At 66.2% G+C, this 24717-nt stretch carries 26 protein-coding genes; 10 read left to right on the top strand and 16 right to left on the bottom strand.

What is annotated here, in order from left to right; all coding sequences use genetic code 11:
* Positions 1-9 precede the first annotated feature (9 nt).
* The 6 genes from F7D01_RS01940 to F7D01_RS01915 all read right to left on the bottom strand — a co-directional run bounded on the left by F7D01_RS01940 (position 10) and on the right by F7D01_RS01915 (position 7443).
* Positions 10-360 (bottom strand): response regulator, encoded by a 351-nt coding sequence (locus F7D01_RS01940; RefSeq protein WP_215228598.1) that lies wholly within the window; start codon positions 358-360, stop codon positions 10-12.
* Positions 357-1676, bottom strand: a complete 1320-nt coding sequence (locus F7D01_RS01935; RefSeq protein ID WP_251566986.1) for a sensor histidine kinase — start codon at positions 1674-1676, stop codon at positions 357-359. Before F7D01_RS01935 ends, F7D01_RS01940 begins: the two co-directional genes overlap by 4 nt.
* 220 nt (positions 1677-1896) lie before the next feature.
* Positions 1897-5325 (bottom strand): chromosome segregation protein SMC, encoded by a 3429-nt coding sequence (gene smc / locus F7D01_RS01930; RefSeq protein WP_215228597.1) that lies wholly within the window; start codon positions 5323-5325, stop codon positions 1897-1899.
* A gap of 18 nt (positions 5326-5343) precedes the next feature.
* On the bottom strand, positions 5344-6066 hold the full coding sequence (locus F7D01_RS01925) for a thioredoxin domain-containing protein (protein ID WP_251566984.1): 723 nt from the start codon (positions 6064-6066) through the stop codon (positions 5344-5346).
* 117 nt (positions 6067-6183) lie between these two features.
* Positions 6184-6900: a thioredoxin domain-containing protein gene (locus F7D01_RS01920; RefSeq protein WP_215228595.1), complete on the bottom strand. Its 717-nt coding sequence runs from the start codon at positions 6898-6900 to the stop codon at positions 6184-6186.
* Between the two features lie 3 nt (positions 6901-6903).
* Positions 6904-7443 carry a DUF721 domain-containing protein gene (locus tag F7D01_RS01915; RefSeq protein ID WP_215229611.1) on the bottom strand — a complete coding sequence of 180 codons (540 nt, stop codon included), beginning with the start codon at positions 7441-7443 and terminating at the stop codon, positions 6904-6906.
* Between the two features lie 29 nt (positions 7444-7472).
* On the opposite strand from F7D01_RS01915, the gene F7D01_RS01910 reads away from it, so the two are divergent.
* The gene (locus tag F7D01_RS01910; protein WP_215228594.1) at positions 7473-8522 is read left to right on the top strand and encodes an A/G-specific adenine glycosylase; all 1050 of its coding nucleotides are present in this window, start codon (positions 7473-7475) and stop codon (positions 8520-8522) included.
* Here the strand turns inward: F7D01_RS01910 and F7D01_RS01905 are convergent.
* Entirely contained in the window at positions 8519-8740 is a 222-nt protein-coding gene (locus F7D01_RS01905) for a hypothetical protein (protein ID WP_215228593.1), read from the bottom strand. The genes F7D01_RS01910 and F7D01_RS01905 overlap by 4 nt on opposite strands.
* Positions 8741-8844: 104 nt before the next feature.
* On the opposite strand from F7D01_RS01905, the gene F7D01_RS01900 reads away from it, so the two are divergent.
* Both F7D01_RS01900 and nudC read left to right on the top strand, forming a co-directional pair.
* Positions 8845-10164 carry a serine hydrolase gene (locus F7D01_RS01900; protein WP_215228592.1) on the top strand — a complete coding sequence of 440 codons (1320 nt, stop codon included), beginning with the start codon at positions 8845-8847 and terminating at the stop codon, positions 10162-10164.
* Positions 10157-11047 carry an NAD(+) diphosphatase gene (nudC, locus tag F7D01_RS01895; RefSeq protein WP_215228591.1) on the top strand — a complete coding sequence of 297 codons (891 nt, stop codon included), beginning with the start codon at positions 10157-10159 and terminating at the stop codon, positions 11045-11047. Before F7D01_RS01900 ends, nudC begins: the two co-directional genes overlap by 8 nt.
* 65 nt (positions 11048-11112) lie before the next feature.
* On the opposite strand, the gene F7D01_RS01890 is transcribed toward nudC, so the two are convergent.
* The 5 genes from F7D01_RS01890 to mgtE all read right to left on the bottom strand — a co-directional run bounded on the left by F7D01_RS01890 (position 11113) and on the right by mgtE (position 14507).
* Positions 11113-11493, bottom strand: coding sequence for a hypothetical protein (locus F7D01_RS01890; protein ID WP_215228590.1), 381 nt, complete (start codon positions 11491-11493; stop codon positions 11113-11115).
* Between the two features lie 127 nt (positions 11494-11620).
* Complete coding sequence (locus F7D01_RS01885) at positions 11621-11866, bottom strand: hypothetical protein (RefSeq protein WP_215228589.1); 246 nt, start codon at positions 11864-11866, stop codon at positions 11621-11623.
* A 56-nt stretch (positions 11867-11922) separates the two neighbouring features.
* Positions 11923-12585: a DUF4396 domain-containing protein gene (locus tag F7D01_RS01880; protein WP_251566982.1), complete on the bottom strand. Its 663-nt coding sequence runs from the start codon at positions 12583-12585 to the stop codon at positions 11923-11925.
* A 30-nt stretch (positions 12586-12615) separates the two neighbouring features.
* Positions 12616-13014: a DUF1489 family protein gene (locus F7D01_RS01875; protein WP_215228587.1), complete on the bottom strand. Its 399-nt coding sequence runs from the start codon at positions 13012-13014 to the stop codon at positions 12616-12618.
* Positions 13015-13046: 32 nt separating this feature from the next.
* The gene (gene mgtE, locus F7D01_RS01870) at positions 13047-14507 is read right to left on the bottom strand and encodes a magnesium transporter (RefSeq protein ID WP_215228586.1); all 1461 of its coding nucleotides are present in this window, start codon (positions 14505-14507) and stop codon (positions 13047-13049) included.
* Between the two features lie 119 nt (positions 14508-14626).
* Here mgtE and F7D01_RS01865 point away from each other — a divergent pair, with 119 nt between their 5' ends.
* From F7D01_RS01865 to F7D01_RS01850, 4 genes are all read left to right on the top strand, one after another.
* Positions 14627-15091, top strand: coding sequence for a peptidylprolyl isomerase (locus F7D01_RS01865; protein ID WP_215228585.1), 465 nt, complete (start codon positions 14627-14629; stop codon positions 15089-15091).
* A gap of 68 nt (positions 15092-15159) precedes the next feature.
* Positions 15160-15843: a guanitoxin biosynthesis heme-dependent pre-guanitoxin N-hydroxylase GntA gene (gene gntA, locus F7D01_RS01860; protein ID WP_215228584.1), complete on the top strand. Its 684-nt coding sequence runs from the start codon at positions 15160-15162 to the stop codon at positions 15841-15843.
* A complete protein-coding gene (locus tag F7D01_RS01855) occupies positions 15840-16427 on the top strand; it encodes a DUF1989 domain-containing protein (protein ID WP_215228583.1) in 588 nt (195 codons plus the stop codon). Before gntA ends, F7D01_RS01855 begins: the two co-directional genes overlap by 4 nt.
* A gap of 63 nt (positions 16428-16490) precedes the next feature.
* A complete protein-coding gene (locus F7D01_RS01850; protein ID WP_215228582.1) occupies positions 16491-17372 on the top strand; it encodes an ATP-grasp fold amidoligase family protein in 882 nt (293 codons plus the stop codon).
* On the opposite strand, the gene F7D01_RS01845 is transcribed toward F7D01_RS01850, so the two are convergent.
* Positions 17360-18061, bottom strand: coding sequence for a hypothetical protein (locus F7D01_RS01845; protein ID WP_215228581.1), 702 nt, complete (start codon positions 18059-18061; stop codon positions 17360-17362). The two genes, F7D01_RS01850 and F7D01_RS01845, sit on opposite strands and share 13 nt — an antisense overlap.
* A gap of 121 nt (positions 18062-18182) precedes the next feature.
* Between F7D01_RS01845 and F7D01_RS01840 the strand changes: the two genes are divergently transcribed.
* Complete coding sequence (locus F7D01_RS01840; RefSeq protein WP_251566981.1) at positions 18183-18965, top strand: response regulator transcription factor; 783 nt, start codon at positions 18183-18185, stop codon at positions 18963-18965.
* A gap of 38 nt (positions 18966-19003) precedes the next feature.
* Here the strand turns inward: F7D01_RS01840 and F7D01_RS01835 are convergent, their stop codons facing one another.
* From F7D01_RS01835 to ybeY, 3 genes are all read right to left on the bottom strand, one after another.
* Positions 19004-19888 (bottom strand): LysR substrate-binding domain-containing protein, encoded by an 885-nt coding sequence (locus tag F7D01_RS01835; RefSeq protein ID WP_215228580.1) that lies wholly within the window; start codon positions 19886-19888, stop codon positions 19004-19006.
* Positions 19889-19956: 68 nt separating this feature from the next.
* Positions 19957-20871 (bottom strand): hemolysin family protein, encoded by a 915-nt coding sequence (locus F7D01_RS01830; RefSeq protein WP_215228579.1) that lies wholly within the window; start codon positions 20869-20871, stop codon positions 19957-19959.
* A 20-nt stretch (positions 20872-20891) separates the two neighbouring features.
* Entirely contained in the window at positions 20892-21377 is a 486-nt protein-coding gene (gene ybeY / locus F7D01_RS01825) for an rRNA maturation RNase YbeY (protein ID WP_215228578.1), read from the bottom strand.
* A 194-nt stretch (positions 21378-21571) separates the two neighbouring features.
* On the opposite strand from ybeY, the gene F7D01_RS01820 reads away from it, so the two are divergent.
* Together F7D01_RS01820 and F7D01_RS01815 are read left to right on the top strand one after the other, a co-directional pair.
* Positions 21572-23350: a sensor domain-containing phosphodiesterase gene (locus F7D01_RS01820; RefSeq protein ID WP_215228577.1), complete on the top strand. Its 1779-nt coding sequence runs from the start codon at positions 21572-21574 to the stop codon at positions 23348-23350.
* A gap of 161 nt (positions 23351-23511) precedes the next feature.
* Positions 23512-24678, top strand: a complete 1167-nt coding sequence (locus F7D01_RS01815; protein ID WP_215228576.1) for a diguanylate cyclase — start codon at positions 23512-23514, stop codon at positions 24676-24678.
* Positions 24679-24717: the final 39 nt, after the last annotated feature.

Genomic DNA, 24717 nt, shown 5'->3' with positions numbered 1-24717 from the left:
CGTCGGAAGCTACAAAACCCCTGTCGTGGCCTGCATGATCGTCGCCAGATTATACGGCTTGCCGACCGTGGGTACTTTCGCGAACCGGTCGGGGTGGGTGACGTTGCCGTAACCGGTGGCGAAGATGAACGGACAACCTTTTTCCGTCAGGACATCGGCCAGCGGATAGCTGAGGTCGCCGTTCAGATTCACGTCGATGATTGCGAGGTCGTAATCCGTTTCGGCGAGCGCCCGCTCCGCATCGGCGCGTGATGCGACGAGCGTGGTTTGCGCGCCTTCATCCGAAATCATGTCGTCGAGCGCGAACCCGATGATGACCTCGTCTTCCACCAATAGCACGCGCTTTCCCGCCAGATTCATGCCGCTTCCAGCTCCGCCCGCATCGAGAAGCGCAACCCATCCGGCTCGTAAGCGACCTCGGCCGAACCGGTGGCACGATCGGAGACGCCGCGCGAGATAAGCCGCGTGCCGAAACCCGGCCTTTCGGGGGGCGTTACGGCGGGCCCGCCCTGTTCCTTCCATTCGAACACCAAGGCCTTCGCTCCGTTCTCGACGACGTGCCACCGTATCGCGATGGAGCCGCTTTCATTGGATAGAGCACCGTATTTCATGGCGTTGGTACACAATTCGTGGATGATCATCGCAAGGGAAACGGCCGTTTGCGGGGGCAATCGCACCAGATCGCCCGAGAAATCGATCCGTGCCAGCGCATCTCTCGCCGTGGTCTCGGCGGACTGCCGCACGACATCTGCAACCTCGGCCGCACCCCAGAACCCCTCGGTCAAGAGATTGTGTGCCGTCGCCAACGTCCGCAACCGGGCCTCGAACACCGCGCGCCCACGCTCCGTTTCGGCGGTGCGAAAGGATTGCATGGCGAGCCCCTGCACGATCGCCAGCGTGTTCTTGACCCGGTGATTAAGCTCGTTGACCAGCGATTGCTGCCGCTCCAGCGAGAGCACCTCGTCGGTTACGTCGTTGCCCTGGATGATTATTCCGCGAACGAGATCGTCGTCATCGAGAACCGGCTGGAAGACGAAATTGAGGAAGCGCGACCGCGGTTCGCTCTCGCCCTCCGGCACCAGGAAGACTTCCTCGCGGCGACCGAAATAGGGTTCGCCGGTGCGATAGACGTTATCGAGCACTTCGATGAAACCCTGGTCGGCAACCTCTGGTAGCGCCTCTTCCACCGTGCGCCCCACGACGTCGGCTCTGCCCACGAGTTCGCGATATGCCTCGTTCGCCATGGCGAAGCGATGCTCGGTTCCCATCAATACCGCCGTGAATCCCGGTGCCTGATGGAATAACGCGAGCAGCCTTCGCGTCTCGTCCCGCAATGTGCGGTTTTCGTCCTGCACACTCTTGGCGCGCCGAAAGATGCCCATGGCATCCTTGTGTTGTCGCAGCTTCTCGACCTCGGTCACATCGACCGTATGTTGCAGGATATAGCGCAACTGCCCGCCTTCGTGGATCGGGGTGTGCGTGGCGCTCCAGTAACGGGCATCGGTCGATCCGTCGGGGTTTTCGATATCGTAGCGAATCAAGGCGAGTTCGTCCGGCTCGCCCGTTTTCAGTACGCGATCGAGAGACGATTTGAGCAGCTGGTGGCTCTCGCTCCCCTCTTCGCTGGGGAACGCGTCGAACATCTTTTGCCCTGCGAGATCGCCACGCCCACGCATGGTTGCGCGCAATAGGCATCGTTCATCCAGACGATGACCAGATCGGTATCGAGAATCACATACGGGTTCGGCGAAGCGCCAAGGACGTGCTCGAAATCGATACTCATAATCCCCCGGGAACCCACAATACCGGCTTTTGCGGGCTCAATGATCGCAAGGGGTGTTTGGTTTCATCGGTTCATCGCAGATTTCCCGGATTGGAACGTTTCTGATGGCGGTGTTACTCCGCTGCCATCCGTTCCGCCTCGCCCAGGTCGACGCTGACCAGGCGCGACACGCCGCGCTCCATCATGGTGACGCCGAACAGGCGGTGCATCCGGCTCATCGTCACGGCATTGTGGGTGACGATCAGATAACGGGTGCTGGTTTCGCGGACCATGGCGTCGAGCAGGTCGCAGAAGCGGTCGATATTGGCATCGTCCAGCGGCGCATCGACCTCGTCCAGCACGCAGATCGGGGCAGGATTGGTCAGGAACAGGCCGAAGATCAGCGCGATCGCGGTCAGCGCCTGCTCGCCGCCGGACAGCAGGGTTAGCGATTGCAGCTTCTTGCCCGGGGGCTGGGCGAATATCTCCAGCCCCGCCTCCAACGGATCGTCGCTGTCGACCAGCGCCAGATGCGCACTCCCGCCTTCGAACAGCTTGGTAAACAGGCGGCGGAAATGGGTGTCGACCCGCTCGAACGCCTCGCGCAGCCGCTCGCGCCCCTCGCGGTTGAGATTGCCGATCGAACCGCGCAGGCGATGCACCGCTTCGGCGAGTTCGGCCTGTTCTTCCGCGCTTGCGCCGTGCTCCCGCTCGATCTTCTCGAGCTCGTCGGCGGCCACCAGGTTGACCGGCCCGATCCGCTCGCGGCTGGCGACCAGGCGCTCGTGCACCTGTGCCTCGGCATCGCGATCCGCGACGGTCTCGGTGTCGAAGCCGAACCGTTCGCCGAGCAGGGGCGGGGGGCACTGAAAGCGCTCACCCGAAAGCCGCGCCATTTCCGTGCGTCGACCCTCTTCGTTCTCCGCCCGCGCGGTAAGCCCGGCGCGGGATTCGCGCGCAGACGACAGGGCCTCGTTGGCCGCGTCCAGCGCGCCGGAGGCCGCGTCCGCTTTCTCCTGCGCCGCCACGACATTGCCCTGTGCTTCCTCCAACGCAGCGGTCAGGCGGGCGCGGACGGCATCGCCTTGCTCGATCTCGCGTATCAGCCCCTCCGGCTTGGCGGCGATGACCGCGCGTTCGCCGGCGATTTCCTCGAAGCGGCTTTCCATGCCGGCAAGCCGCCGCGCCGCCTCGCCGGAGCGCGCCTGCCAGTTCGCCTGATCGCTCTTGAGCGCACCGACGCGTTCGCGCCCGACGGCGAGCGACTGGTCGAGCGCGGCGAGTTCGGCCAGCGACGCCTGGATGGCGGAGCGGCCGGCCTCGTTCTTCGCCTGCGCCGCTTCGAGTTTCGCACGACCCGCGGCGGGGTCGGGCAGCCGGTCGCGCCGCTCCGTGGCGTCCGCCAACTCGGCTGCGGCCTGCTCGCGCTGCTCCGCTGTGGCGGCTTCGGCCTCGGCGAGCTCGGCCAGCCGCGCCGCCAGCCGCTCGCGCGCAGCCTCCGCCTGATCGAGCGCGCGCAGCGCCTGTCGCTCGGTCTCGGCGGCGTCCTGCGCCTCGCGCTCTGTGCGGACAAGCGCGGCTTGCGCCTCCGCGAGCTGCACGGCGCTGTCGTCCTGTGCAGCCTTCGCCTCGTCGCGCGCCGCGCGGTGGCTAGGCAATGCCTGTTCGAGTTCGGCGAGCCGGTTCGCCGCTTCCAGCCGCGCCGCTTCGGCGGCCCCTTCGCCGTCCGCGACGAGACCGTCCCAGCGGCGCAGGCGCCCGCCCGTCGTCACCAGCCACTCACCGGGCGCGAGCGTGCGACCGTCGTCGGCATGGGCGACATGGACCAGCGCCAGCCGCGCCGCGAGCTGGGGCGGGCAATCGGTGACCTGCGCGGCGAGGCTGTCGGACACGGCAGGGGGCACAGCACCGTCACGCCCGGTCCAGTAGCGGCCCTCCGCCTCTCCCTCGGGCGTGCCGAGCAGGGCCTTGGCATCGCGCCCCAGCACCGCGGCCAGCGCGCGCTCGTAGCCCGGCGCCGCGCGCACCCGGTCGAGCGCGGCAGGCAGTTTCGCATGACCTTTCGCCTGCCGCTCGCGCGCTTGCCGGTCGCGGTCGAGCGCGTTGTGTTCGCGTTCGAGCCCGGTCAGTTCGGCCTGCGCTACGGAGAGCTGATCCGCCGCCGCGTCGCGCCGTTCGCGCAGGGCATCCTTTTCCTCCCGCAGGTGGGAGACGTCGGCGCGCAGCGTCTCGGCGCGCTCCGCCGCGCGCTCGCTCTCGCGCTGCGCCGCCGCTACCGCTGCGTCGGGATCGCCCTGTGCGCCCAGCGCCCGGCGGGTTTCAGCCTGTCGGCGCATCTCGGCATCGAGGCGTTCGAGGCGTGTGCGCGCCTGTTCGATCGTCGCTTCGGCGACGCGCCAGTCGGCCTCGACCCCGGCGTGATCGGCGGTCGCGCGCGCGAGCGCGAGTTCGGCGGCGCGCGCCGCGCTTTCGGCCGTTTCGACCTGCCGGGCGAGGGCGGGGCGGCGTGCCTCGTCCTCCTCCAGCGCGGTGCGCGCCGCCGCGAGATCGCTCTCCAGCTTGCGCAGGGCCTCCGCCGCGTCGCGCGTCAGCCGGTCGGCCTCGCCCCGATCCTCCTCCAGCCGAGCCTTCTGCCGGTCGAGGTCGGCAAGCCGTTCCTCCGCCGCTTCGAGCTGGTCGGTCAGCGCGGTCATGCGGTGCCCATGGGCCGAGGCGTCGTCGCGGCGGTCGGCCAGCTCGTCGCGCGCCTGGGCAAGGGTTTCGGCGGCGATCCGCTGCGCCTTCTGTGCCTCGCTCGCTCTGGCTTGCGCCTCGGCGACGCTTGCGTCGGCGCGCTTCGCCTCCGCGCGCGCTTCCTCGGCGGCGGCGGCGGCATCGCGCCAGCGGGCGTAGAGCACGCGCGCCTCCGCCACGGCGATCTCTTCGGAGAGCGTGCGATAGCGCTCGGCCTGCTTCGCCTGCCGCCGCAGCGAGGCGATCTGGCTGTCGAGCCCCGCCATCAGGTCCTCCAGCCGGGCCAAATTGGCCTCGGTCTGGCGAAGCTTACTCTCGGCATCGCGGCGGCGGACGTGAAGCCCCGCGATCCCCGCCGCTTCTTCCAGCATCATGCGCCGTTCGGCGGGCTTGGCCGCGATCACCTGCGCGATCTTGCCCTGGCTGACGAGCGCGGGGCTGTGCGCGCCGGTGGCGGCATCGGCAAAGGTCAGCGCCACATCCTTCGCGCGCACGTCGCGGCCGTTGACGCGGTAGGCGCTGCCCGCGCCGCGCTCGATGCGGCGCGTGACGTCGAGCTCTTCCCCCTCGCCATCCACGCCTTGCAGCACGACCTCGGCGAAGTCGCGTGCCGGGCGCGCCTCGGTCCCGGCGAAGATGACATCCTCCATCCCGCCCGAGCGCATGGATTTGGGCGAGTTCTCGCCCATCACCCAGCGCAGCGCCTCCAGCAGGTTGGACTTGCCGCAGCCATTGGGGCCGACGACCCCGGTCAGCCCGGGTTCGATGCGAAGTTCGGCAGGCTCGACGAAGCTCTTGAAACCGCTGAGCTTGAGCCGCCGGATCTCCATGCGCGCGGGTCTGTCGTCCTAGCGCGCCCCGGCGCGCTGCAGCAGCGGTTCGAGCTGCGCCCAGCTGCTGGCTTCGACCTCGCGTCCGTTGACGCGGAAGGTCGGCGTGCGTTGGACATTGTCCTTGCCCGCCTGTTCCTGCATCTGCTCCGCCATGCTGCGCATCTTGCCGGCGTCGGCCAAGCACTGGCGCGCCTGATCGCGATTGAGGCCGAGCTTGGCGTAATAATCGAGCAGGCCGGTGCGCGCGGCATATTCGACGAAGCGCTGGTCTTCGGGCAGCTGCATCGCCGCCTCGGCCGCCTGGGCGTTACCCTGCAGCCCTTCCATAACTTCGGGCAGGTTCTGCCATACCGCTTCCGCCCGCGGAACCACCGCCTCGGGCGGGCCGCACGCATCCAGCGCCACGACCACAAGATCGGCGGTGCCATGGATCAGGACGCTGCGAAATTCGTAGGAAACGCGGCCCGAATTCACGTAATCGTTCATCAGCGGTTCCATGCCCTGGACGCCGAAGGCGGCGCAGGCGGGGCATAGGACGGAGCCGTATTCGACCAGCTTGATCGGGGCGTCGGGATTGCCGACCAGCCAGCCGCCTTCCGGCGTGGTCTTGACCGTATCGACCCATTGCGCGCCGGCGGGTGCCGCGACCTTGGCCACCGGCTCGCTCTGCGCCGCCGCACTCGCTTCGCTGGCGGAATCGCCGCATGCGGCCAGCGAGAGTGCCAGGGGGAGCGCCATGACGGCTAGGGCGGAACGGAACTGGGCAATCATCGAACGGAGTCCTCGCAATTTCGGAAGGGAAGTCTAGCCCGCCGCCCGCATCGGGCAAAGGCGCCGGGCGCGGTATCCACAGGATCAGTCGGTCGCGACCGGCACCGGCCGCGCCGGGGTGGCGCTCGCGGGCAGGCGCGCGTCGATTTGGGGGGCGAGCATGTCCCAGCTGTAGGTTCCTGCCAGCAGCACGCCGTTCAGCGTGAAGCTGGGCGTTCCCGTCACCCCGATGTCGTCGCGATAGCTTTGCGTCGACGCCTCCAGCCGGTCGGCCAGCGCATCGTCGGCCAGACAACGGTCGAGCTGCGGCGTGGTGTAGCGGTCGCGGAACAGCTCGTAGAAACCCAGGTCCCGCGCCATCGCGCGTCGCCGCTCCAGCGTGGTGCCCGTTTCCCAGCGCTGCCGCTGTCCCGCGCTGGTCGCCTGCCGCGCCGCCAGCCACTGCGGCTGGGCATGCATCAGGATCGCGTGATTGCGCGTGAAATCGTCAGGCTTGCCGCACCAGGCGAGCAGCGCCGCCGTCAGGTCGACATCGTCGCGGATATAATGCCGCACCTCCACCTGCACGTTCCCGGTGGGGATATAGGCCAGCTTCAACGCGTCTTCTCCGCTACGCGCGAAATCGCCGCAATGGGGGCAGGTGTAGCTGATATATTCGGCCAGCTTGACCGGCGCATCGGGGTTGCCGACGCTATGCCACACGTCACCCGCCTCGGTGGTGGCGAGCCAGTTGCCCTTGGTCGCGGCGATGGTGCCCAGGGCTGCCACCACCAGCAGCACGGCCCGGATGGTATTGCGCATCTCTTACGTCTCCTGCCCGCCCAGGCTGCGCGCCAGCCCTTCCAGCACCGCCCGCAGCTCCGGGTCGCCGATATCGCGCAGCGAATCCCCCAGTTCCATCGGGATGGGTTTGAGCGAAGGCGGCGCCTTGGGCTTTTCCTCTAGCGGGGGTGCCTGAACCGCGCCTTGCCGCATCTTCACCTTGGCCACCGCTTTGTAGCCGAAGAAGCGGTTCACCCGCTCCATGAGCTCGGGGATCACGTGCTGGATGATCGGCGCGTGCGCGGGCAACACCACCAGTTGCAGGATGCCATCGGATTTCTCGCCTGGAGGGAAGCGGATCGATTCCGGCGCGCAGACGCGCGCGTGCCGTTCCCCCACGATTTCGGGCCAGCGGCTGACGACCGAGCTCTGTACGAAGCCGAAGCGGCGGAAGGCGGTGCGCCCGATATGCGGCATCAGGTCGCCGACCGCGCGCGCGGAGCCACCGCGCGGCCGCTCGTACTGGCGGGCCGAGGTGGCCTTGCGCTTCGCCGGCGCTTTCGGTTTCGCGTCCCGTTCCATCCCTGCCGCCGTCATGCCATAGCCGCCGCGTGACTGCCAGCGCGAACCCGCCGCCGATCGCGACCGAACTGCTCGCCTGGTACGATCGCCATGCGCGCGACCTGCCGTGGCGCGCGCCGCCGGGTACCCCGCCGCCCGATCCCTATCGCGTGTGGCTGTCGGAAATCATGCTGCAACAGACCACCGTTGCCGCGGTGAAACCCTATTTTGCCGCTTTCACCCGGCGCTGGCCGAGCGTGGATCAACTCGCCGGCGCGAAGGACGAGGAGGTGATGGCGGCGTGGGCGGGGCTGGGATACTACTCGCGCGCGCGCAATCTGCTGAAGGCGGCACGGCTGGTGGCTGCGCGGGGGGGCTTCCCGGATACCGAAGCCGGTCTGCGCGAATTGCCCGGCGTGGGCGACTACACCGCTGCCGCGATCGCCGCGATCGCGTTCGAACGGCGCGCAGTCGCGGTGGACGCCAATGTGATCCGCGTGGTGACGCGCCTGTTCGCAATCGACACCCCACTGCCCGGTGCGAAGCGCGAGATCGCGGTGGCGGCCGATAGCATCACGCCCGGCAGGCGGGCGGGCGATTTCGCGCAGGCGATGATGGACCTCGGTTCCTCCATCTGCACCACCCGCGCGCCCAAGTGCCTGCTGTGTCCGCTGGCGGAACGTTGTGCGGGCCGGGTGGCCAATCCCGAACGCTTCCCCGTCAAGCCGCCGAAGAAGGCGAAGCCGCTGCGGCAGGGCAGGTGTTTCTGGATCGAGCGGGAGGGGCAGGTCCTGCTGGTCGAGCGGGCGGGGAAGGGTATGCTCGGGGGGATGCGTGGGCTGCCCGACGATGGCTGGTCCGCGAAAGGCGACGGGAATGGCGAGCCGCCACTCCCGGGCGAATGGGAAACGCGCGGGTTGGTGCGCCACGGCTTCACCCATTTCGACATCGAGCTGGAAGTGGTGGAACGGGTCGGCGGCCCGCCGGGGGAGACAGGCAACGGGTCGTGGTATCCGGTTGCGGAAATCGAGACCCTCGGCCTGCCGACCCTGTTCCTGAAGGCGGCGCGGCGCGTGCTGGCCGCGCGGCAAACGGCCTAGAAGATACCGCCGCCGATCATCAGGCGCACGATCGCGATCAGCCCGACGATCAGGCAGAAATTGCGCCCGCCATTCTTGGACGAGAGCGCGCCGACGATGACGCCCACCGCGATCACCGGCAGGGCGAACCAGTTGCCCCAACCAAGGAGAGGAATGGAGGAGGGGATGACGATGACGAGCGAGAAGAGCCCGATCAGGATCGAGATGATATTCAGCATGTGTTCTAGCTAGGTAATACACGCTTCGCCTGCAAGAGCGGATTGACCGGGCGCACGCCAGGCCGCAGAAAAGGTCGCAAAGAGAAACCGGGAGGAGGATTTCCATGGCCTATCGCGAATTCGGCACCGCACTCGATCGCCGCGCGCTCCTTCGTGGCGCGGGCTGGCTCGGGGCGGCGGGCGTGCTGGCGGCGCATCCGCTGGGCCGCGCGGCCTGGGCTAAACCGCCTCTCGCACCGGCATTCCCGTCGGTCAGGGCCGCGATCGAGGAATATGTTTCCAGCGGCAAGGTCGCGAACATGCTCGCCACCTTCGGCTGGGGCCAGACGCCCGACCCGCAGGTGATCGCACGCGGCACGCTGGCGCTGGGCGGCGCGGCCAAGGCCGACATCGACAGCCTCTATCGCATCTACTCGATGACGAAGCCGCTGACCGGCATGTGCGCAATGCAGCTGATCGACGAAGGCAAAATGGGCCTCGACCAGCCGCTGGCCGAAATCCTGCCCGCTTTCTCCGAGATGAAGGTGCAGAAGACCTACGACGGCTCGATCGCGCCCGACGCGCTGGAGCCGGCGGAGCGCCCGATCACGATCCGCATGTTGCTGACCCATACCGCGGGCCTGGGCTATTCGATCATCCAGCAGGGTCCGATCAAGACCGAGTACGAACGGCTGGGCCTCGTCCCCGGCCAAGTGACCAAGCTGCCGCTCCCGGAGCTCGATCGCGGGAAGCCCGTCGCCAGCCTGAAGGCCTTTGCCGACGGGCTCGCCACCGTGCCGCTGGTCCTGCAGCCGGGTACGAAATTCAGTTACTCGGTCGCGCTCGACCTGATGGGCCGGGTGATCGAGGTGATCGAGGGCAAGCCTTTCGACCTCGTGCTGAAAGAAAGGCTGATCGACCCGATCGGGATGACCAGCACGTTCTTTCGCGTACCGCAGAGCGAGGTTGGGCGCCTTACCACCAATTACGGCATCTTGGGGGGCAAGCCCCTGCCACTCGATCCGGCCAGGGGCTCGGTCTATCTCGACGAGCCCGCGTTTCCCTATGGCGGGGCGGGGCTGGTGTCCTCCCCGCGTGATTACGACCGGTTCCTGCGCATGCTGCTGGGCTATGGCAAGATCGACGGCAAGCGGGTGATGGGCGAGCTGGCGGTGCGCGTCGGCACGTCCAACATCCTGCCCAAGACGGTCGAGATTCCGGCGGAAGGCGGGATGATGGGCGTGACCAGTTACGGCGCGGGCGGCCGGGTCGAAGGGAATGCCTATGGCTGGGGCGGCGCGGCGGGAACCGCGGCGTTCGTGGATTACGATTCGGGCCTGCGCGCGACGCTGTTCACGCAATATATGCCGTCCGAAGCCTACCCGATCCAGGGCGAGTTCAGCGATCTGGTCCGCCAGGATCTGGCGGCGATGACAAATGGCTGACGCGCCGAAGCCGCCCGCCTTCTCCGGCTCCCCGATCGACCGGGCGGACCACATCCGTGGCAATCCCGAGCTGCTTTCCGAACAGTTCGGGTTCTCCGCGCGGGTGCTGCGGCTCGACGGACTGCTGCCGCAATTCGACGATGCGGGTGGGCTGGCCTGGGGCTCGCTGGCCGATTGCGACGAGGATACGGAGCTCGTCTTCCTCGGCCTGCGGGATGGCAAGCCGTGTTTTGCGCCCGTGCCGCGCGACGGCAACATCGCACCGCCCTTCGCCGATCCACGCAGCTGGCAGGCGATGCAGCAATTGCCGGCGGAGGACCTGGCGATCTACGGCGGCGCGCGCAGCCTGGTCGACTGGCACGCACGCCATCGCTTCTGCGCCCGCTGCGGGTCCGCCACCCACCTGGCGAAGGGCGGTTGGCAGCGCGACTGCGCGCAATGCCATGCCCAGCATTTCCCCCGCACCGATCCCGTCACCATCATGCTGGTGGAGCACGAGGACCGGCTGCTGCTCGGCCGCCAGCCGCGCTTTCCCGCGCGCGCCTTCTCCGCGCTGGCGGGTTTCGTGGAGCCGGGCGAAACGATCGAGGAAGCGGTCGCGCGCGAAGTGTTCGAGGAAGCGGGGATCAGGGTGGCGGATGTGCGCTACGTCGCGAGCCAACCCTGGCCGTTCCCCAGTCAGCTGATGATCGGCTGCCATGCGATGGCGCAAGGCGACGCGATTACGCTCGACGAAACCGAGCTGGAGGAAGCGCGTTGGTTCACCCGCGCCGAAGTGGCCGAAGCGATCCGCGAGGGCCGCGACGGGGACGGGCCGTTTGCTCCGCCGCCCGATGCCGCGATCGCGAACCTGCTGATCCGGTGGTGGCTCGACCGCGCCTGATCCGGACATAAAAAACCCCGCGTCCCGAGGTGGGAGCGGGGCTTTTCATAGTCGCGCGGTCCGATTTAGCCGTCGGCCTGGGACATCTTCGAAAGGGCCGTGGCAATGCGGGTCTGCAATTCCGTATCGCTCCGCGAAGCCACTGCGATTTGCTGGAAGCGAGCGGGTGCCAGGTCGTTTTCCTGGAGCAAGACCATGATTGCCTGCTGCTGCGCCTGCGGCTGCATGTCGGGGTTCTCGCCCTGCATCTGCTGAATGCCCATCACGACCTTGGCGAATTTCGTGACTTCCTCGGCACTTACCGGACCGGCGTCCGCAGCGGGAGCGGCTGGCTGCGCCTGCGGCTTGGCCTGACCTTCGGACATCATCTGTGCGTTGGCTGCAGTGCCGAGCGTAGCGAGAGCGGCGAAACCGGCGAGCGCGGTTGTGGTCTTCGTGAATGTCATGAAATTCCGTCCCTTCGTTCTTTGATAGCGTAGGACGCAGGTGGCACCCATAGAATGGGAATCAACCCCGCGACCGGTCGAGCCGTGAATGAGCTGCGGTGCCTCGACCGATCGCGGGGGTAATGCGCTAGTTGGCGTTGCCCTTCTTGATCGCCTCCATCGTCTTCTCGCCCTTGCGGGCATCCTGCTCCGGGTTGTCGGAGCCGACGACGGGTTCGCGATTGTCGGGGTCGGTGGTGCGGTGTTCCTCGCCCCGCTTGCCGACGCGGACGTTAACGTCGCCCCCGCTGGAGCTCTGCTGCGACGGGGTCGCCTCCTCCTTCATGGCGTCGATCATCTCGTTGTCGGGGTGGCGGCTCTGGCGTTCTGGCATGTCGTGTTTCTCCTTTGCCAGACCAACGGCGCGGGCCGGGCAGGTGTTCCGACGCGCTACATCCGTTCCTTGATTCCCGACTTTATCAGCCAGTGATTGACCGGCAGGGCAGTCAGGAAGCCGCCCAGCATCGCCACCTGCATGGCCAGCCAGAACTCTGCCATACCGGCATCGACCGGTGCGCCTACTATCCGGGGAAAGACCACGAAATGGGCCAGCGCCATGGTTCCATACATCCCGATCTGCCAGCTGGTCAGCGACAGCACGTCGGCTTTCGCCGCCGCGCGCAGTCCTTCGCCAACTCCGAGATCGCGCATCGGCGCAATGGCGAAATACTGGAATGCGATGCCGATCGCCAGGGCAAGGACATAGTCGAAGGTCCATGCCGCGAAGAGATGGTCTTGCCACAGCCAGCCTAGCCCGAAGACCGTCAGGATGGCGGGCACGAACAGGGCGAGGGTTTCCGCGAGGATGTCGGCGAGCGTGCAGCCCGCCCCGCAATGCAGGGTGCCTTTGGCCACGGAGACCGCCCAGGGCGGATCCTCGCCCCGGCCCCACCGACGTTCGAACCAGATCAGCAGCGGCCCGGCGAAAAGGCCACATAGCGGCCAGACGAAGCCCATGACGGTCATTTTCGGCGGGTGGCGGAGCATCCGGGCGAACAGATAGAGCGCGCTGGCGATGCCGACGCCAAGCGAGAACTCGGCCAGAGTGTGCAACCAGGGTGGGATCATCCACCCCGCAACGGTTCAGATCAGGCCAAGTTTCAGCAATCTTCCGGCGAGCTTTCCCGGGAGGATGTCGCCGGGATCCTCCCCTTCGGGAAGATCGCGCGGCGCGTCTTCCGGTTTCAGATAGCGCCAGCCCTGATGCGCGCGTTTGGGCCGGGGTTCGACCGCGATCAGTTTCGGCTCCAGCACGATCCACCAGCGACCCTCGGGCGTCTGCTCGAAACCCATGATCGGACTGCGCCCGACGATGTTGTGTTCGAAGATCCAGTAGAGCGATCCGCCGACCATTTCCTCGTGCCGCTTGGGCAGATAGCGCGTGGTCAGCTTCATCTCGCGTTTGCGCCGCTCGTCGAACCAGCCGCGAATGTCGGAGTAGTTCTTCGCCCCAAAGGCGATCTTGGTCATGTGCAGCGGCATCGCGGCTCTAGATAGGGCCGCGCGGCCCTCGCTCAAGCCGCTTGGGCGACCAGTCCGCTCGCCACTGCCAAGCCGAGGAAGGCGAAGAAGCCCATGGAATCGGTGATCATCGTCACGAACACGCTGCTCGCCACCGCCGGATCCTGACCCAGCCGGTCGAACGTGACCGGGACCAGCACGCCGGCCAGCCCCGCGGTAAAGACGTTGAGCACCATAGCGGCGGCGATCACCACGCCCAGCTTGGCCGTGAACACCAGCCCCGTCGCCACCCCGACCAGGACCGCGATGGTCGCGCCGTTGAGCAGCGCGACGCGCATCTCGCGCCACATCATGCGGCCGGTATTGGATTGCACCAGCTGGTTGGTCGCGATCGCGCGCACCGTCACCGCCATGGTCTGCGTCCCGGCATTGCCACCGACGCTGGCGACTACCGGCATCAGGATCGCCAGCGCGACCAGCTGTTCGATCGCCGCGCCGAAGGCCGCGATGATGAGGCTGGCGATCAGCGCGGTGCCCAGGTTCGCGACCAGCCAGCGGACGCGAGCGGAATAGGCGTCGCGGATAGGCTCGTTGATGTCGCCATCGCCCGCGCCCGACAGCAGCATGACGTCCTCGTCCGCTTCCTCGGCGATGATGTGGACCACGTCGTCCACCGTCATCTGTCCGATCAGCCGCCCTTCGGTATCGATCACGGCGGCGGAGATCAGGCCGTATTTCTGGAACATCAGCGCGACCTCTTCCTGATCGGCCATCGCAGGAATGAGCGTCTGATCGCGCTTCATAACGTCGGCCAGCGCGATGTGGCGCGGGGCGCGCAGGATCCAGGCGAGCGCGCAGGCACCCACCGGGTGGTGCGCGGCGTCGACCACGAAGACCTCGAAGAACTCGTTCGGCAGGTCGCCGTCCTCGCGTAAATAGTCGATCAGGTCGCCGACCCGCATGTGTTCGGGCACCGCGACCAGCTCGCGGCTCATAAGGCGACCGGCGGTTTCCTCGGGATAGGCGAGCGCACTCTGGATCGCGGCCCGGTCTTCGGGCTCCATCTCGGCCAGAATGGCCGCCTGGTCCGGCGCGTCGAGATCCTCGATCAGCTGGACCGCATCGTCGGTCTCGAGCTGTTCCGCGATCTGCGCGACGACGCCCGGGGGCAGGGCGCCCATCATCTCGTCGCGGACGTAGTCGTTCAGTTCGGCGACCACGTCGCCCGTCATCAGGTCGCCGATCGCGAGCGTCAGCTCTGCCCGCGCGGGCGGCTCCAGCAATTCGAGAAGGTCGGCGATATCCGCGGGGTGAAGCGGCTCGACCAGATCGTAGGTCGCCCCCTTGTCACCATCCTCCAGCGTATCGACCACCTGGCGGACATATTCCAGCTTCAGCCGGTTTTCCTCGTCGTGGCGATCGTCGTCGATCCGGTCGTCGGGGCGACCGCCTTCGTCCGCCGGAGCATCGGCGAGCATCAGGTCGTGTTCGTCCGGGCGCGGTCCGTTCGCCATGTCCCGCCTCTAGGCCAGCGCCCACGAAAGACAAGCCGCGCGGCGTGACATTGTGCGCATCGCCCCTATATCGGCGCGCGACACGAAAACCCGATACGAACGATCAGGAGAATACCGCAATGGCCGACGAAACCCTCACCCTCACTCTCGATACCGGCAATGGCGAGGGCGGCGACGTCGTCATCAAGCTGCGGCCCGACCTCGCCCCCGGCCATGTCGAGCGCATCACCGAACTGGCGAAGGACGGCTTCTACGACGGCGTCGTGTTCCACCGTGTGATCCCTGGCTTCATGGCGCAGGGCGGCGATCCGACCGGCACCGGGATGAGCGGCAGCGACAAGCCCGACCTGAAGGCGGAATTCAACAGCGAGCCGCATGTGCGCGGGACCTGCTCCATGGCGCGCACCCAAGTACCCGACAGCGCCAATTCGCAGTTCTTCATCTGCTTCGACGACGCGCACTTCCTCGACGGGCAATACACCGTCTGGGGCCAGGTCGAGAGCGGCATGGAACATGTCGACGCGCTGCCCAAGGGCGAGCCGCCGCGCAATCCCGGCAAGATCACCAAGGCGTCGGTGTCCTGAGCCCAACGCGCCGAGATTGATTAATGTGAGGAGCGGGACCGTTTTTCGGTCCCGTTCTTTTTTCGGACATGGGATTGGATATTGCCGAGAGCCGCGAGCAGACGCTCGCACAGACGTTCGTCGACAGGATTCGCGCGCCGGACTTCCCCTGCGTGGGTGCGAAATCGGCGCTGGCGCGGGACAATCTGCGGGTCGAAACCGCGCGCGACCTGACCAGCGGCTGGAACGATGTGGAACTGCACCGCAAGCTACTCGAATGGGCTTGGGCGGCGCCGGCCAATCGGGAGGAACTGCGCAGTCTAGCGGTCGTGTTCGAGGGTCCGCTCGATCTCGACGAACAGGCGTTCGAACGGGCGATGTGGACCCGTCTGCAGAGCTTCGCCGACAAGGATGCATGGCTGGGGCAGGATTATGATCGGCAGGTCAGCGCGGATCCCACCCACCCCGATTTTTCTCTCAGCTTCGGCGGCGAGGCGTTCTTCGTCGTCGGGCTTCATCCCCACGCATCGCGGCCCGCGCGCCGCTTCCCCAATCCGACGCTGGTGTTCAACCTGCACGACCAGTTCGAGCGCTTGCGGGAGGAAGGCCGCTACGAGCGCATGCGCGAGCGGATACTCGAACGCGACGTGGCGCTGGCGGGCGACATCAACCCGATGCTGTCGCGCCATGGCGAAAGCAGCGAGGCGCGCCAGTATAGCGGGCGCAAGGTGGACGCGGAATGGCAGTGCCCCTTCCGGGATCCGCGCGCATGAGCGGGGCGCAGACGATTCCGCCGCGCAGCGGCACCGCCTTCGTGGTCGAGAAGGGGCAGCGGCTGACCGTGATCGACCCGGAAGGTGGGCAGGTGTCCGACTTGCTCGCGTTTTCGCAGGCCGATCCGCGTGAGGTCATCTCCAATGGCCGCACCTTCGATTACGAAGAGACGATCAAGCTCACCACAGGCAACCGCTTGTGGTCCAACCGCTCCAATCCGATGCTTGAGATCGTGGAGGATAGCTGCGGCACGCACGATTTCCTGCTGACGCCATGCAGCGAGGCGACGTTCCGTCACTTCTACGCGGACAAACCGGTTCATCGCGGCTGCTTCGGCAATTTGGCGGAAGCGCTTGCCCCCTACGGCATCGAACCGGACGCCATCCCGACCGCGTTCAACGTCTTCATGAACGTGCCGGTCGAACAGGACAGCGGTCGCCTGCAGGTCTTGCCGCCTCCGACCGAACCAGGCGACCGGATCGTGCTGGAAGCGCTGATGGATTGCGTGATCGGCCTGACCGCCTGCTCGGCCTACGATTCGTGCGGCGGAACCTTCAAGCCGATCGACTATTCCATAGCGTGAATTACCGGGTCCTCCGGTAAAGGTCGGGGGACGCAGCGGATGCATGGCGAGGGATACGCGCGGTTGCGCGTCGAATTGACCTATCTCTGGCGCTTCGGACGACGGCCCGACCTCGAACGGCCAACCCGCTTCACCGAGTGGGTCCAGTGGCGCAAGCTCAACGATCGCTCGCCGGACCAGCCGCAGCTTCTCGACAAGGTTGCCTCGAAGAAACTGGCGACGCATCTGCTCGGCCGCGAGGCGGTGCTGCCGCTCCTATGGACGGGAGAGATCATGCCGATGGATCGCCCGTTCGGGGCGGCGGCAATGGTGAAGAGCAGGCACGGGTGCAAACAATACCGGCCGGTCAGGAACGATGCCGAGTGGCGAGCGGCGGCGCGCCGTTCGGAACGGTGGCGCCGGCGATCCTACGGCGGTTGGCTGGACGAGTGGGCCTATCGCGACATCCCGGCCGGATTGATGGCGGAATGCCTGCTGGGCGACGGACGAACGCTGCCGGTCGATTACAAGATTTACGTGTTCGGGGGCCAGGCGACGCATATACAAGTCCATCTGGACAGGGCGAGCGACCACCGCTGGATCCTGCACGATCGCGATTTCCGCCAACTGGTCCCTAGCCGTGACGAGCCTCCGCCGCCGCGCAGCCTGAAGGCGATGCTGGAAGCGGCGGAGATCCTTTCGCAAGGCCGTGACTTCTTGCGCGTCGATTTCTTCGAAGGGTGCACCGGCCCGCTGTTCGGCGAGTTCGCGCTCTATCCCGGATCGGGTCTAGACCCATTCGGCGCTGATTGGGTGGATTTCGAACTGGGCAGGCTTTGGCATGCGGCGCGAAAAGAGCGGTCGCGGGCAACGAAGGGCGGCGATGTGCGGCAGTTCCGCCAAGATGCGTTCGGCAACGCGATTGTCGGTTTTCCATCACCCTGGACCGATGCTCAGAACCGATAACCGATCCTGAGGGTGACGATCGGGTAGACCTTGTAATCGTCGACATCGTCCTGGATCGCCTGCCGTTCCTGTTCGAGGTCCGCGCGGAAATCTGGATCGCCGCTGCTGGTGCCCGTTGCGGTGAATTCGCGGACCCGAACCGACCCTTGCAGCAGGACGCCGGCATCCGCCGCGATGAACATGCCGCGGCGCTTCGATCCTCCCCATCCCAGGGTGAAGGCGGGCGCGAACCCTTTCACGTCCGCTTCCCCGGAAATCCTGCCGACCTGTGCGGCGGTATAGGTCCCGTCGCCCAGGCCGACCGAACCCTCGCCCGGTAGCTGGGCCAGCAGGTCGGCCCGGTTGCGGTTTATCCGGGCACCGGCAGAGATGCGGAACGCGCCGCCGAATGGATAGACATCGACCATCGCGCCGTAGGATTGCAGCTTCAGCCGGGCGTCGTAGTCCAGATCGTCGCTCGACGGATCGGCACCGACACGCAGGAAACTCGCGTCCGCGCGGACACCCATATGGTCGGAGAAGCGCCATCCCACCTCCGGTCCGATTCCCAGCGTACCGCCCCCGATGGCCGCCGAGACCACGCCTCCCTCCTGCTCCCTGGTCTCGTCAGCGATCGGATCGGCCTCCTGCGCCGCGACCGGCGTAGCGATCAGGGCGAGCGCGGGTCCGTAGGCAAATTTCCAGTCCAAGGTTTCCTCCTGTCTTTGTCCGGTCGAGTGAGCCGGTCTGCTGACACGCGTTATTCCCGGCGGAGGGGTGTGTTTGCCATCTAGGAGAAGTTGGGTATTTTCGCGGCGACAGGAGGCGGGGATGGGGCCGGAGTTCATCGATCTAATCTCGGAACTGCACGATTGCCGGAGCCAGGGCGAGGCGGGTCGCGCGGGCGAAGAGAGGGCGATCGCCGCATTCTATGCCTATCTTCACAAGCGCGGTGTCGAACACTGCAATTTCGGCGGTTTCATGCTGGATGAGGAGGGGTCCGGCCAGGCGCGCGCGTTCAGCGGCTCCCTTCTCCCGGACCCCTTCGTCGAAGAATTTATCGAGGAATTGTCGGAGCACGACTACATCCTGCGCCGCGCGGCGCTGCTTTCGCCTGCACAACCGGTGGCGAATTTCGAGATCGGATTGCCGGCGCTGGACGAGATCGCGGAGTTCAATCCGTCGTCCGTCGCTGTCCAGCGCGAATGCGCGCGGCACGGCATCGTCGAAGGCGTGGCCCTGGTCGGCAATACCGTGCCCCGGGCCACGCCCGCCAGCGGGCGCTATTTCGGCTTTGCCTTCGCAGGGGAGCGCGGCAGCGGCAGGCATATCAAGGGTATGCTGGGCGAACTCAATGTCGCGGCCCATGCTCTGCTGGACCGGATCGCGCCGCGGCTGCATGCCGACATGGACGGCTTTTCCGGTCGCCTGACCCGGCGCGAGCGGGACGTTCTCGCCTGGCTGGCGGAAGGGGCGCAGCGCAAGCAGATCGCCTACAGGCTCGGCATTTCGCTAGCGACTGTGGACATGCATGCGGGCAATCTGAGGCGCAAGCTCGGCGCGACCACGCTGGCCGACGCGGTCGCGCGGGGGCTTCGCTACGGCCTGATCTGACCGGTCGCCGGAAAATCGAGCAAGGGCAGTCGTGCCTGCTACAGGCCCGCCCTAACCAGCCAGTCGTGGAACAGGCGCACGGGGCGTTCCTCCAGCGCGGCGCGCTTGCACACGAACCAGTAGCTGTAGGGGCTTTCGACCTCGATATCGAAGAGGTCGGTCAGGCGTGGATCGGCGGCGCGCCGACGGTGGTCGTCGTGCATGATCGCGATGCCCAGGCCCTGCGCCGCGGCTTCCAGCATGATCGAACCGGAATCGAAATGGTCGATCGCGGCTGGTTCTAGGTCTCGCATGTCCAGCGCGTTCTTCCATGCGGTAAAGCTTTCGGGCAGCTCGTTATGGACGAGGAAGGTCTGTTTCGCGAGAGTATTCAAGTCCGGATCGGGGCCGATCGTGTCGGCCAGAGTGCGGCTGACGATGGCGTGGACCTTGTTCTCGTCCAGCCGGATCGCGTGTAGGGACGTGTCCGGCCCCCGGCTGAGGATGATCGCCGCGTCGAGCGTATCGCCCACGCGCCCTTCCAGATGGGGGCCGGTGTCGATGTCGATATGGAGCAACGGATGCAGCTTGCGCAGCTCGCCCAGCCGCGGGAACAACCGCTGGGTTCCGAACAGCGGCAGCACGCCCAGATGGAGGCGCAGCACCGAAACGCTGTCCGACTGGCTTTCGACCGCGCGGGCCAGCGCCTCGAAATGCGGATGGATCGCCTCGTAGAACTGGTGCCCCTCGTCGGTCAGCTGCATCGTCTGGCGCGCACGGGTGAACAGCTTGCGCCCGATGAACTCCTCCAGGCTGGTGATCCGCCGGCTGAGCGCCGAGGGGCTCAGGCCCAGCTCGTCCGCCGCGGCCCGAGCGGAACCCAGGCGCACGGTGCGCATGAACGCCTCGAGCGCGCGCAAAGGGGGGAGGCGGCGAATGGCCATGGCGTGCACATTGCGTCGGCGCACGCATCATGTCGAGCGCGGATTTGCTGCAGGTGCGAAGAGTAGGGTTAATCCTCTTCCTGCGTCTCGACCGGCGGGTGGAGCCTGAGGCGCGTCACATGCGTTTCGTCGCCCGCGGTAACCTCGATCTGCCAGCCGCTGGGATGCGCCACGATCGTGCCGACGGGCGGAACCTGTTCGGCCAGCACGAAGGTCATGCCGCCCAGCGTGTCGACCGATTCCTCGATCTCGGCCAGGCGCGGATCGATCTGCTCGCCCACATCCTCCAGCTCGGCGCGGGCGTCGCAGTCCCACATTCCCTCGCCGATGGGAGTGATCCATTGTTCGGGCGCGTCGTCGTGCTCGTCCTCGATCTCGCCCACGATTTCCTCGACCAGATCCTCGATCGTGATGATCCCGTCCGTGCCGGAGAACTCGTCCACCACCACCGCCAGGTGAATGCGGCGGCTGCGCATGTCGGCCAGCACGTCCAGCGCGTTGCGGCTTTGCGGCACGAACAGCGGCTGGCGCATAAGCACGGTCCAGTCGGCGGGCGGCGGCTTGCCATTGGTGAGGTAGGGGAAGACATCCTTGATGTGGATCATCCCGATCACGTCGTCCAGTTGCTCGCGATAGACCGGCAGGCGCGAATGGCCGTGTTCGGAGAAGATCGCGAGCAGATCGTCCCAGTTGGCGCGCGCGTCGATCGCCACGATCTCGCCCCGCGGGATCGCCACGTCGTCGGCGTCGTGCTCGCTGAAATGAAGGAGGTTGCGCAACATCTGGCGCTCCACCCGCGACAGGTCGCCGCCGGGCGGCGCGTCGTCGTCCGAATCGGGGTGGTCGCCCTCGTGCTCGTCGATCGCTTCTTCGAGCTGGGCGCGCAGCGAGCGGTCGCCCTCTGCGTCGAACAATTTGCGGATGGCGAGCCAAAGCCCGCCTCTACTGTCCGCGTCTCCGGCGGAGGAATCGGTCTCGGGCATGGCCCCTTAATGCACTCCCGTCAGTTGCGATCCCCATATGGGTCGGCAAGGCCCATCAGTGCAAGCGCCTTGATCTCCAGCGCCTCCATCGCCTCGGCCTGATCGTCGCTGTCGACATGATCGTGGCCGGCGAGATGCAGCAGGCCGTGCACGATCAGGTGCGTCGCATGATCCGCCAGCGAGATAGCCTTTTCCGCCGCCTCGCGCGCGCAGGTCTCGTGCGCCAGTGCGATATCGCCGAGCAGTTCGGGCGGGCCATCCGGTGGCAGAGAAAGCAGTTCGTCGCGTTCCAGCATGGGGAAGGACAGCACGTTAGTCGGCTTGTCCCTGTCGCGCCATTCGCGGTTGAGCGTGTGAACCTCGGTATCGGAAGTGAACAATACGCTCGCCTCGAGCCGCGGATTTCCCAGCGCAGGCTCCACCTGTACGGCGGCATCTGCCGCCTGGCGCGCCAGTTCCTCCCACGCTCCGTCCGGCCAGTTCCGGATGTCGGTTTCAATCTGCATCGCGGATGCCCCCAGCTTCGCGAATCTTCGTCATATCGCGGCCCTATACCGGTTCGCTGCTTCCTGAAACTGCAAGCCGAGCCACGGGAAACGAGCCTCGCACAGGGCCCCCTTATCGTTCTGAAATGCAACCGATTTAAATGGATTTTTAACAGCTTGGCTCGACACTGCGGCTTGTACGTAACGGGGTCTTCATGGAAAAGCTGCTCGACCATACTGTCAACGAGGAAGCGCGCCTGAATGCGCTGCGCGATCTGAAGCTGCTCGACAGCCCGCCCAGTGACAGTTTCGATCGCCTGACCCGGTTGGCCAGCCAACTCCTGAAGGCGCCCGTGTCGACCATTTCGCTGACCGATCGCGATCGCCAGTGGTTCAAGAGCAAGGTCGGCGTCGATCTGACCGAGATTCCGCGCGAACAGGCGCCGTGCTCCTACGCGATCGAGGGCGACGGTGTTTTCGTCGTGCGCGATCTGAACGAGGACGAGCGTTTCATCGGCTCCCCGCTCGCTAAGGCCGGTATCCGTTTCTACGCCGGCGCGCCCCTGTTCACGCGGGACGGCCACGGCCTGGGCACGTTATGCGTGGTCGATGAAGAAGCCCGCGATCTGCGCGAGGGCGAGGGCGAGGTTCTGCAGGATCTGGCAGGCCTGGTGATGAGCCAGATCGATCTCCAGAACCGCGTCGGACAAGTCGACGCCGGAACCGGCCATCCCAACCAGCTGCGGCTGCGCGAAGAGGTGGAAAGCCTGGCCTCGCACGCGGCGGGCAAGCCCGCAGCGCTCCTTTCCATCGATGTGCTATCGCCGACGCGTGCCGATTACACCGTGCGCGTCATGGGGAGCGAAAGTGTCAGCATGATCATGCAACAGGCACTTTCCGCCGTCACCAATGCCGCGGGTGAAGGCGCCCGGGTATTCCATACCGGCAGGACCCGCTGTGCGGTCCTGATCGAAGGCGATTTGCTCGAAAGTTACGCGCTGGCGGATCGCATCGTCGCCGCGCTGAAAGAGCCGCTCTCGTGCGAGGGGGTCCCGATCACCGCCGATCCTTCCATCGGCGTTTTCGATTTCACGATCGGAGAGGTTTCCGCCCGCGATGTCTTCCACCGCGCCTCCGGCGCCGCCGACGACGCGCGGGAAACCTCTTCCGGTCGAGCGCGGTACAATCCGGCCAGCGATCAACGCAATGGCCGGCGCTTTGCCCTGCTGAACGATTTCGGCACGGCGCTGCAAAGCCCCGATCAGCTGAGCCTGGTCTATCAACCCCGGATCGAGCTTGCTTCCGGTCGGCATACAGGGGTCGAGGCGCTACTGCGTTGGAACCATCCCCAACTGGGCGCGATTTCGCCCGGCGAGTTCGTTCCTCTGGTTGAACAGACCGCACTCGGTCGTTCGATGACCGAATGGGTCGTCGGGCAGGCGATCGGACAGGCGCGATCATGGATGCTGGCTGGGAAGCCCCATGCGATGTCGATCAACGCGTCTGCCATGAATCTCGACGAAGAGGACTTTGCCGAGCGTTTACTCGCCGCCGCTTGCGGGGCGGGCGTGAACCCGGCGGATCTGGAGCTGGAGTTTACCGAAAGCGCCATCGTGCGCGACGCGGACCGCGTCATCGATCAACTGCGCCACTTGCGCGACCACGGCGTTTCGATCGCGATCGACGATTTCGGAACCGGGTACAGCAACCTGTCCTATCTTCAGAAGCTTCCCGTGTCGGTGCTGAAGATCGATCAGGCCTTCGTCCGTGACATGGCCAATTCCACGCGGGATAGCTCGCTGGTCCGGACGATGATCACGATGGGACACGACCTGGGCTACCGCGTGGTGGCCGAAGGCATCGAGAACCGCGACGTCTTCGACATGTTGGGCGAATGGGGCTGCGACGAGGGGCAGGGCTATTTCATGTCGCGCCCGGTCCACGCCGACAGCGTGTTCGGCCCGTCTGAAACCCGGTTGACCGCCGTGGCCTGATTTCTTCCGTCTCGCAGACCGAATTATCCGGGACCGGCACCCGGCTGTTTACCCATTCCTAACGTTGAGCGTCCATTGTTTGCGAATGGATCGGGTCGGGAAGGGGGACGCGTCCGTGGAGGCGCGAAGAACTTATGCCGCAAGCCGTATTGCCAATCTGCATGAATGCGCTGATCGGGGCGATGTTCGCCTCGGTTTTCCTGGTGATCGCCCATACCAATCCGACGATCCGCCGGGCACGATGGTTCGCGCTCGCCTACGCGCTGGGAATGCTGGAGCCGATTTCCAACCTCGCCATCGTGCTGGGCGCGCCGACCGATGCGATGCGCGTGCTCGGCTATGTCGGGTTTCTCCTCGCGCTGGTCGGGATGTCGCTGGCGCTGTCCTATTTCTACGAACGTAGGCCGATGTGGCGGATGGCCGGTGCCATCGTGGCAGGCGGCACGCTCTTCCGCCTTCTGACGCTGGATGGACCGCGCGACGCCTGGTATCTGGCCGCCTATCAGTCGTGGTACGCGGTCGGGGCCGCCCTGTGCGCATGGACGATCCTGCGCCATGCGCCCCGTTCGCGAACGAAGAAGATGTTCTACGCGATCTTCGTGGTCATCAGTCTGCACTTTCCGGTGAAGGCGATCTTTTCCATCCTTCTCGGCATCGGGCGCACGGAACGCGATTATACCCAGACGACCTACGCGGTCGTTTCACAGACCAGCAGCGGGGTGCTGCTGGTCGCGGCAGGACTGCTGCTGCTGGTCGGCCTGATGCAATCGGTCGTGCGAAGGTCCGATGCCGACGCGCGACGCGACCCGCTCACGGGTCTGCCCAACCGGCGCGCGATGGATGAATGGCTCGAACCGGGCCGGGCGTCAGCAAAGGCGGGCGGCTGGGTGGCGCTGATCGACATCGACCACTTCAAGGCGTTCAATGACCGGTTCGGACACGGGGCGGGCGACGACGTGCTGTGCAAGGTGGCGGAGTGTTTCGGCTCCAACCTTGCCACAGACGCGCGCCTGGCCCGGATCGGCGGCGAGGAATTCGTCCTCGTCCTGCCTGATAGCGACCGTGGCTCGGCGTTCGAGATTTGCGAGAGCCTGCGACACGCGATCGCCTGCATGGAAGCCGAGAACGGGATGGGCGTCACCGTGAGTATCGGCCTGACCGCACGACTGCGCGACGAAACCATGGCGACCACCCTGCGCCGGGCGGACACCGCGCTCTATCGAGCGAAGGAGATGGGGCGCAACCGCTGCGAAATTTCCGCAGGCCGAGAGGAATGGACGAGCGCGCCGGTGGTTCGCAAACGCCCCGAATTGGTAAGCGTCGCCTGACTCCGCCTGACCCGATAGCCGCAGACCCTGGACCAGCGC

This window comes from Erythrobacter sp. 3-20A1M (assembly GCF_018636735.1).
In the GTDB taxonomy this organism is placed as follows: Bacteria; Pseudomonadota; Alphaproteobacteria; order Sphingomonadales; family Sphingomonadaceae; genus Alteriqipengyuania.
The sequence above is the reverse complement of the archived record's forward strand: the minus strand, read 5'-3'. Positions and strand labels throughout refer to the sequence as shown.

Bases quoted from the DNA above. Each gene is read 5' to 3' on its own strand.
- F7D01_RS01815 (WP_215228576.1), top strand. From the start codon at position 23,512: ATGAATGCGCTGATCGGGGCGATGTTCGCCTCGGTTTTCCTGGTGATC.
- F7D01_RS01920 (WP_215228595.1), bottom strand. From the start codon at position 6,900: ATGCGCAATACCATCCGGGCCGTGCTGCTGGTGGTGGCAGCCCTGGGC.
- F7D01_RS01875 (WP_215228587.1), bottom strand. From the start codon at position 13,014: ATGCCGCTGCACATGACCAAGATCGCCTTTGGGGCGAAGAACTACTCC.
- mgtE (WP_215228586.1), bottom strand. From the start codon at position 14,507: ATGGCGAACGGACCGCGCCCGGACGAACACGACCTGATGCTCGCCGAT.
- gntA (WP_215228584.1), top strand. From the start codon at position 15,160: ATGGGATTGGATATTGCCGAGAGCCGCGAGCAGACGCTCGCACAGACG.
- F7D01_RS01915 (WP_215229611.1), bottom strand. From the start codon at position 7,443: ATGGAACGGGACGCGAAACCGAAAGCGCCGGCGAAGCGCAAGGCCACC.
- smc (WP_215228597.1), bottom strand. From the start codon at position 5,325: ATGGAGATCCGGCGGCTCAAGCTCAGCGGTTTCAAGAGCTTCGTCGAG.
- F7D01_RS01835 (WP_215228580.1), bottom strand. From the start codon at position 19,888: ATGGCCATTCGCCGCCTCCCCCCTTTGCGCGCGCTCGAGGCGTTCATG.
- F7D01_RS01935 (WP_251566986.1), bottom strand. From the start codon at position 1,676: ATGCGTGGGCGTGGCGATCTCGCAGGGCAAAAGATGTTCGACGCGTTC.
- F7D01_RS01900 (WP_215228592.1), top strand. From the start codon at position 8,845: ATGGCCTATCGCGAATTCGGCACCGCACTCGATCGCCGCGCGCTCCTT.
- F7D01_RS01820 (WP_215228577.1), top strand. From the start codon at position 21,572: ATGGAAAAGCTGCTCGACCATACTGTCAACGAGGAAGCGCGCCTGAAT.
- F7D01_RS01940 (WP_215228598.1), bottom strand. From the start codon at position 360: ATGAATCTGGCGGGAAAGCGCGTGCTATTGGTGGAAGACGAGGTCATC.
- F7D01_RS01890 (WP_215228590.1), bottom strand. From the start codon at position 11,493: ATGACATTCACGAAGACCACAACCGCGCTCGCCGGTTTCGCCGCTCTC.
- F7D01_RS01925 (WP_251566984.1), bottom strand. From the start codon at position 6,066: ATGGCGCTCCCCCTGGCACTCTCGCTGGCCGCATGCGGCGATTCCGCC.
- F7D01_RS01865 (WP_215228585.1), top strand. From the start codon at position 14,627: ATGGCCGACGAAACCCTCACCCTCACTCTCGATACCGGCAATGGCGAG.
- F7D01_RS01855 (WP_215228583.1), top strand. From the start codon at position 15,840: ATGAGCGGGGCGCAGACGATTCCGCCGCGCAGCGGCACCGCCTTCGTG.
- nudC (WP_215228591.1), top strand. From the start codon at position 10,157: ATGGCTGACGCGCCGAAGCCGCCCGCCTTCTCCGGCTCCCCGATCGAC.
- F7D01_RS01905 (WP_215228593.1), bottom strand. From the start codon at position 8,740: ATGCTGAATATCATCTCGATCCTGATCGGGCTCTTCTCGCTCGTCATC.
- F7D01_RS01885 (WP_215228589.1), bottom strand. From the start codon at position 11,866: ATGCCAGAACGCCAGAGCCGCCACCCCGACAACGAGATGATCGACGCC.
- F7D01_RS01840 (WP_251566981.1), top strand. From the start codon at position 18,183: ATGGGGCCGGAGTTCATCGATCTAATCTCGGAACTGCACGATTGCCGG.
- ybeY (WP_215228578.1), bottom strand. From the start codon at position 21,377: ATGCAGATTGAAACCGACATCCGGAACTGGCCGGACGGAGCGTGGGAG.
- F7D01_RS01830 (WP_215228579.1), bottom strand. From the start codon at position 20,871: ATGCCCGAGACCGATTCCTCCGCCGGAGACGCGGACAGTAGAGGCGGG.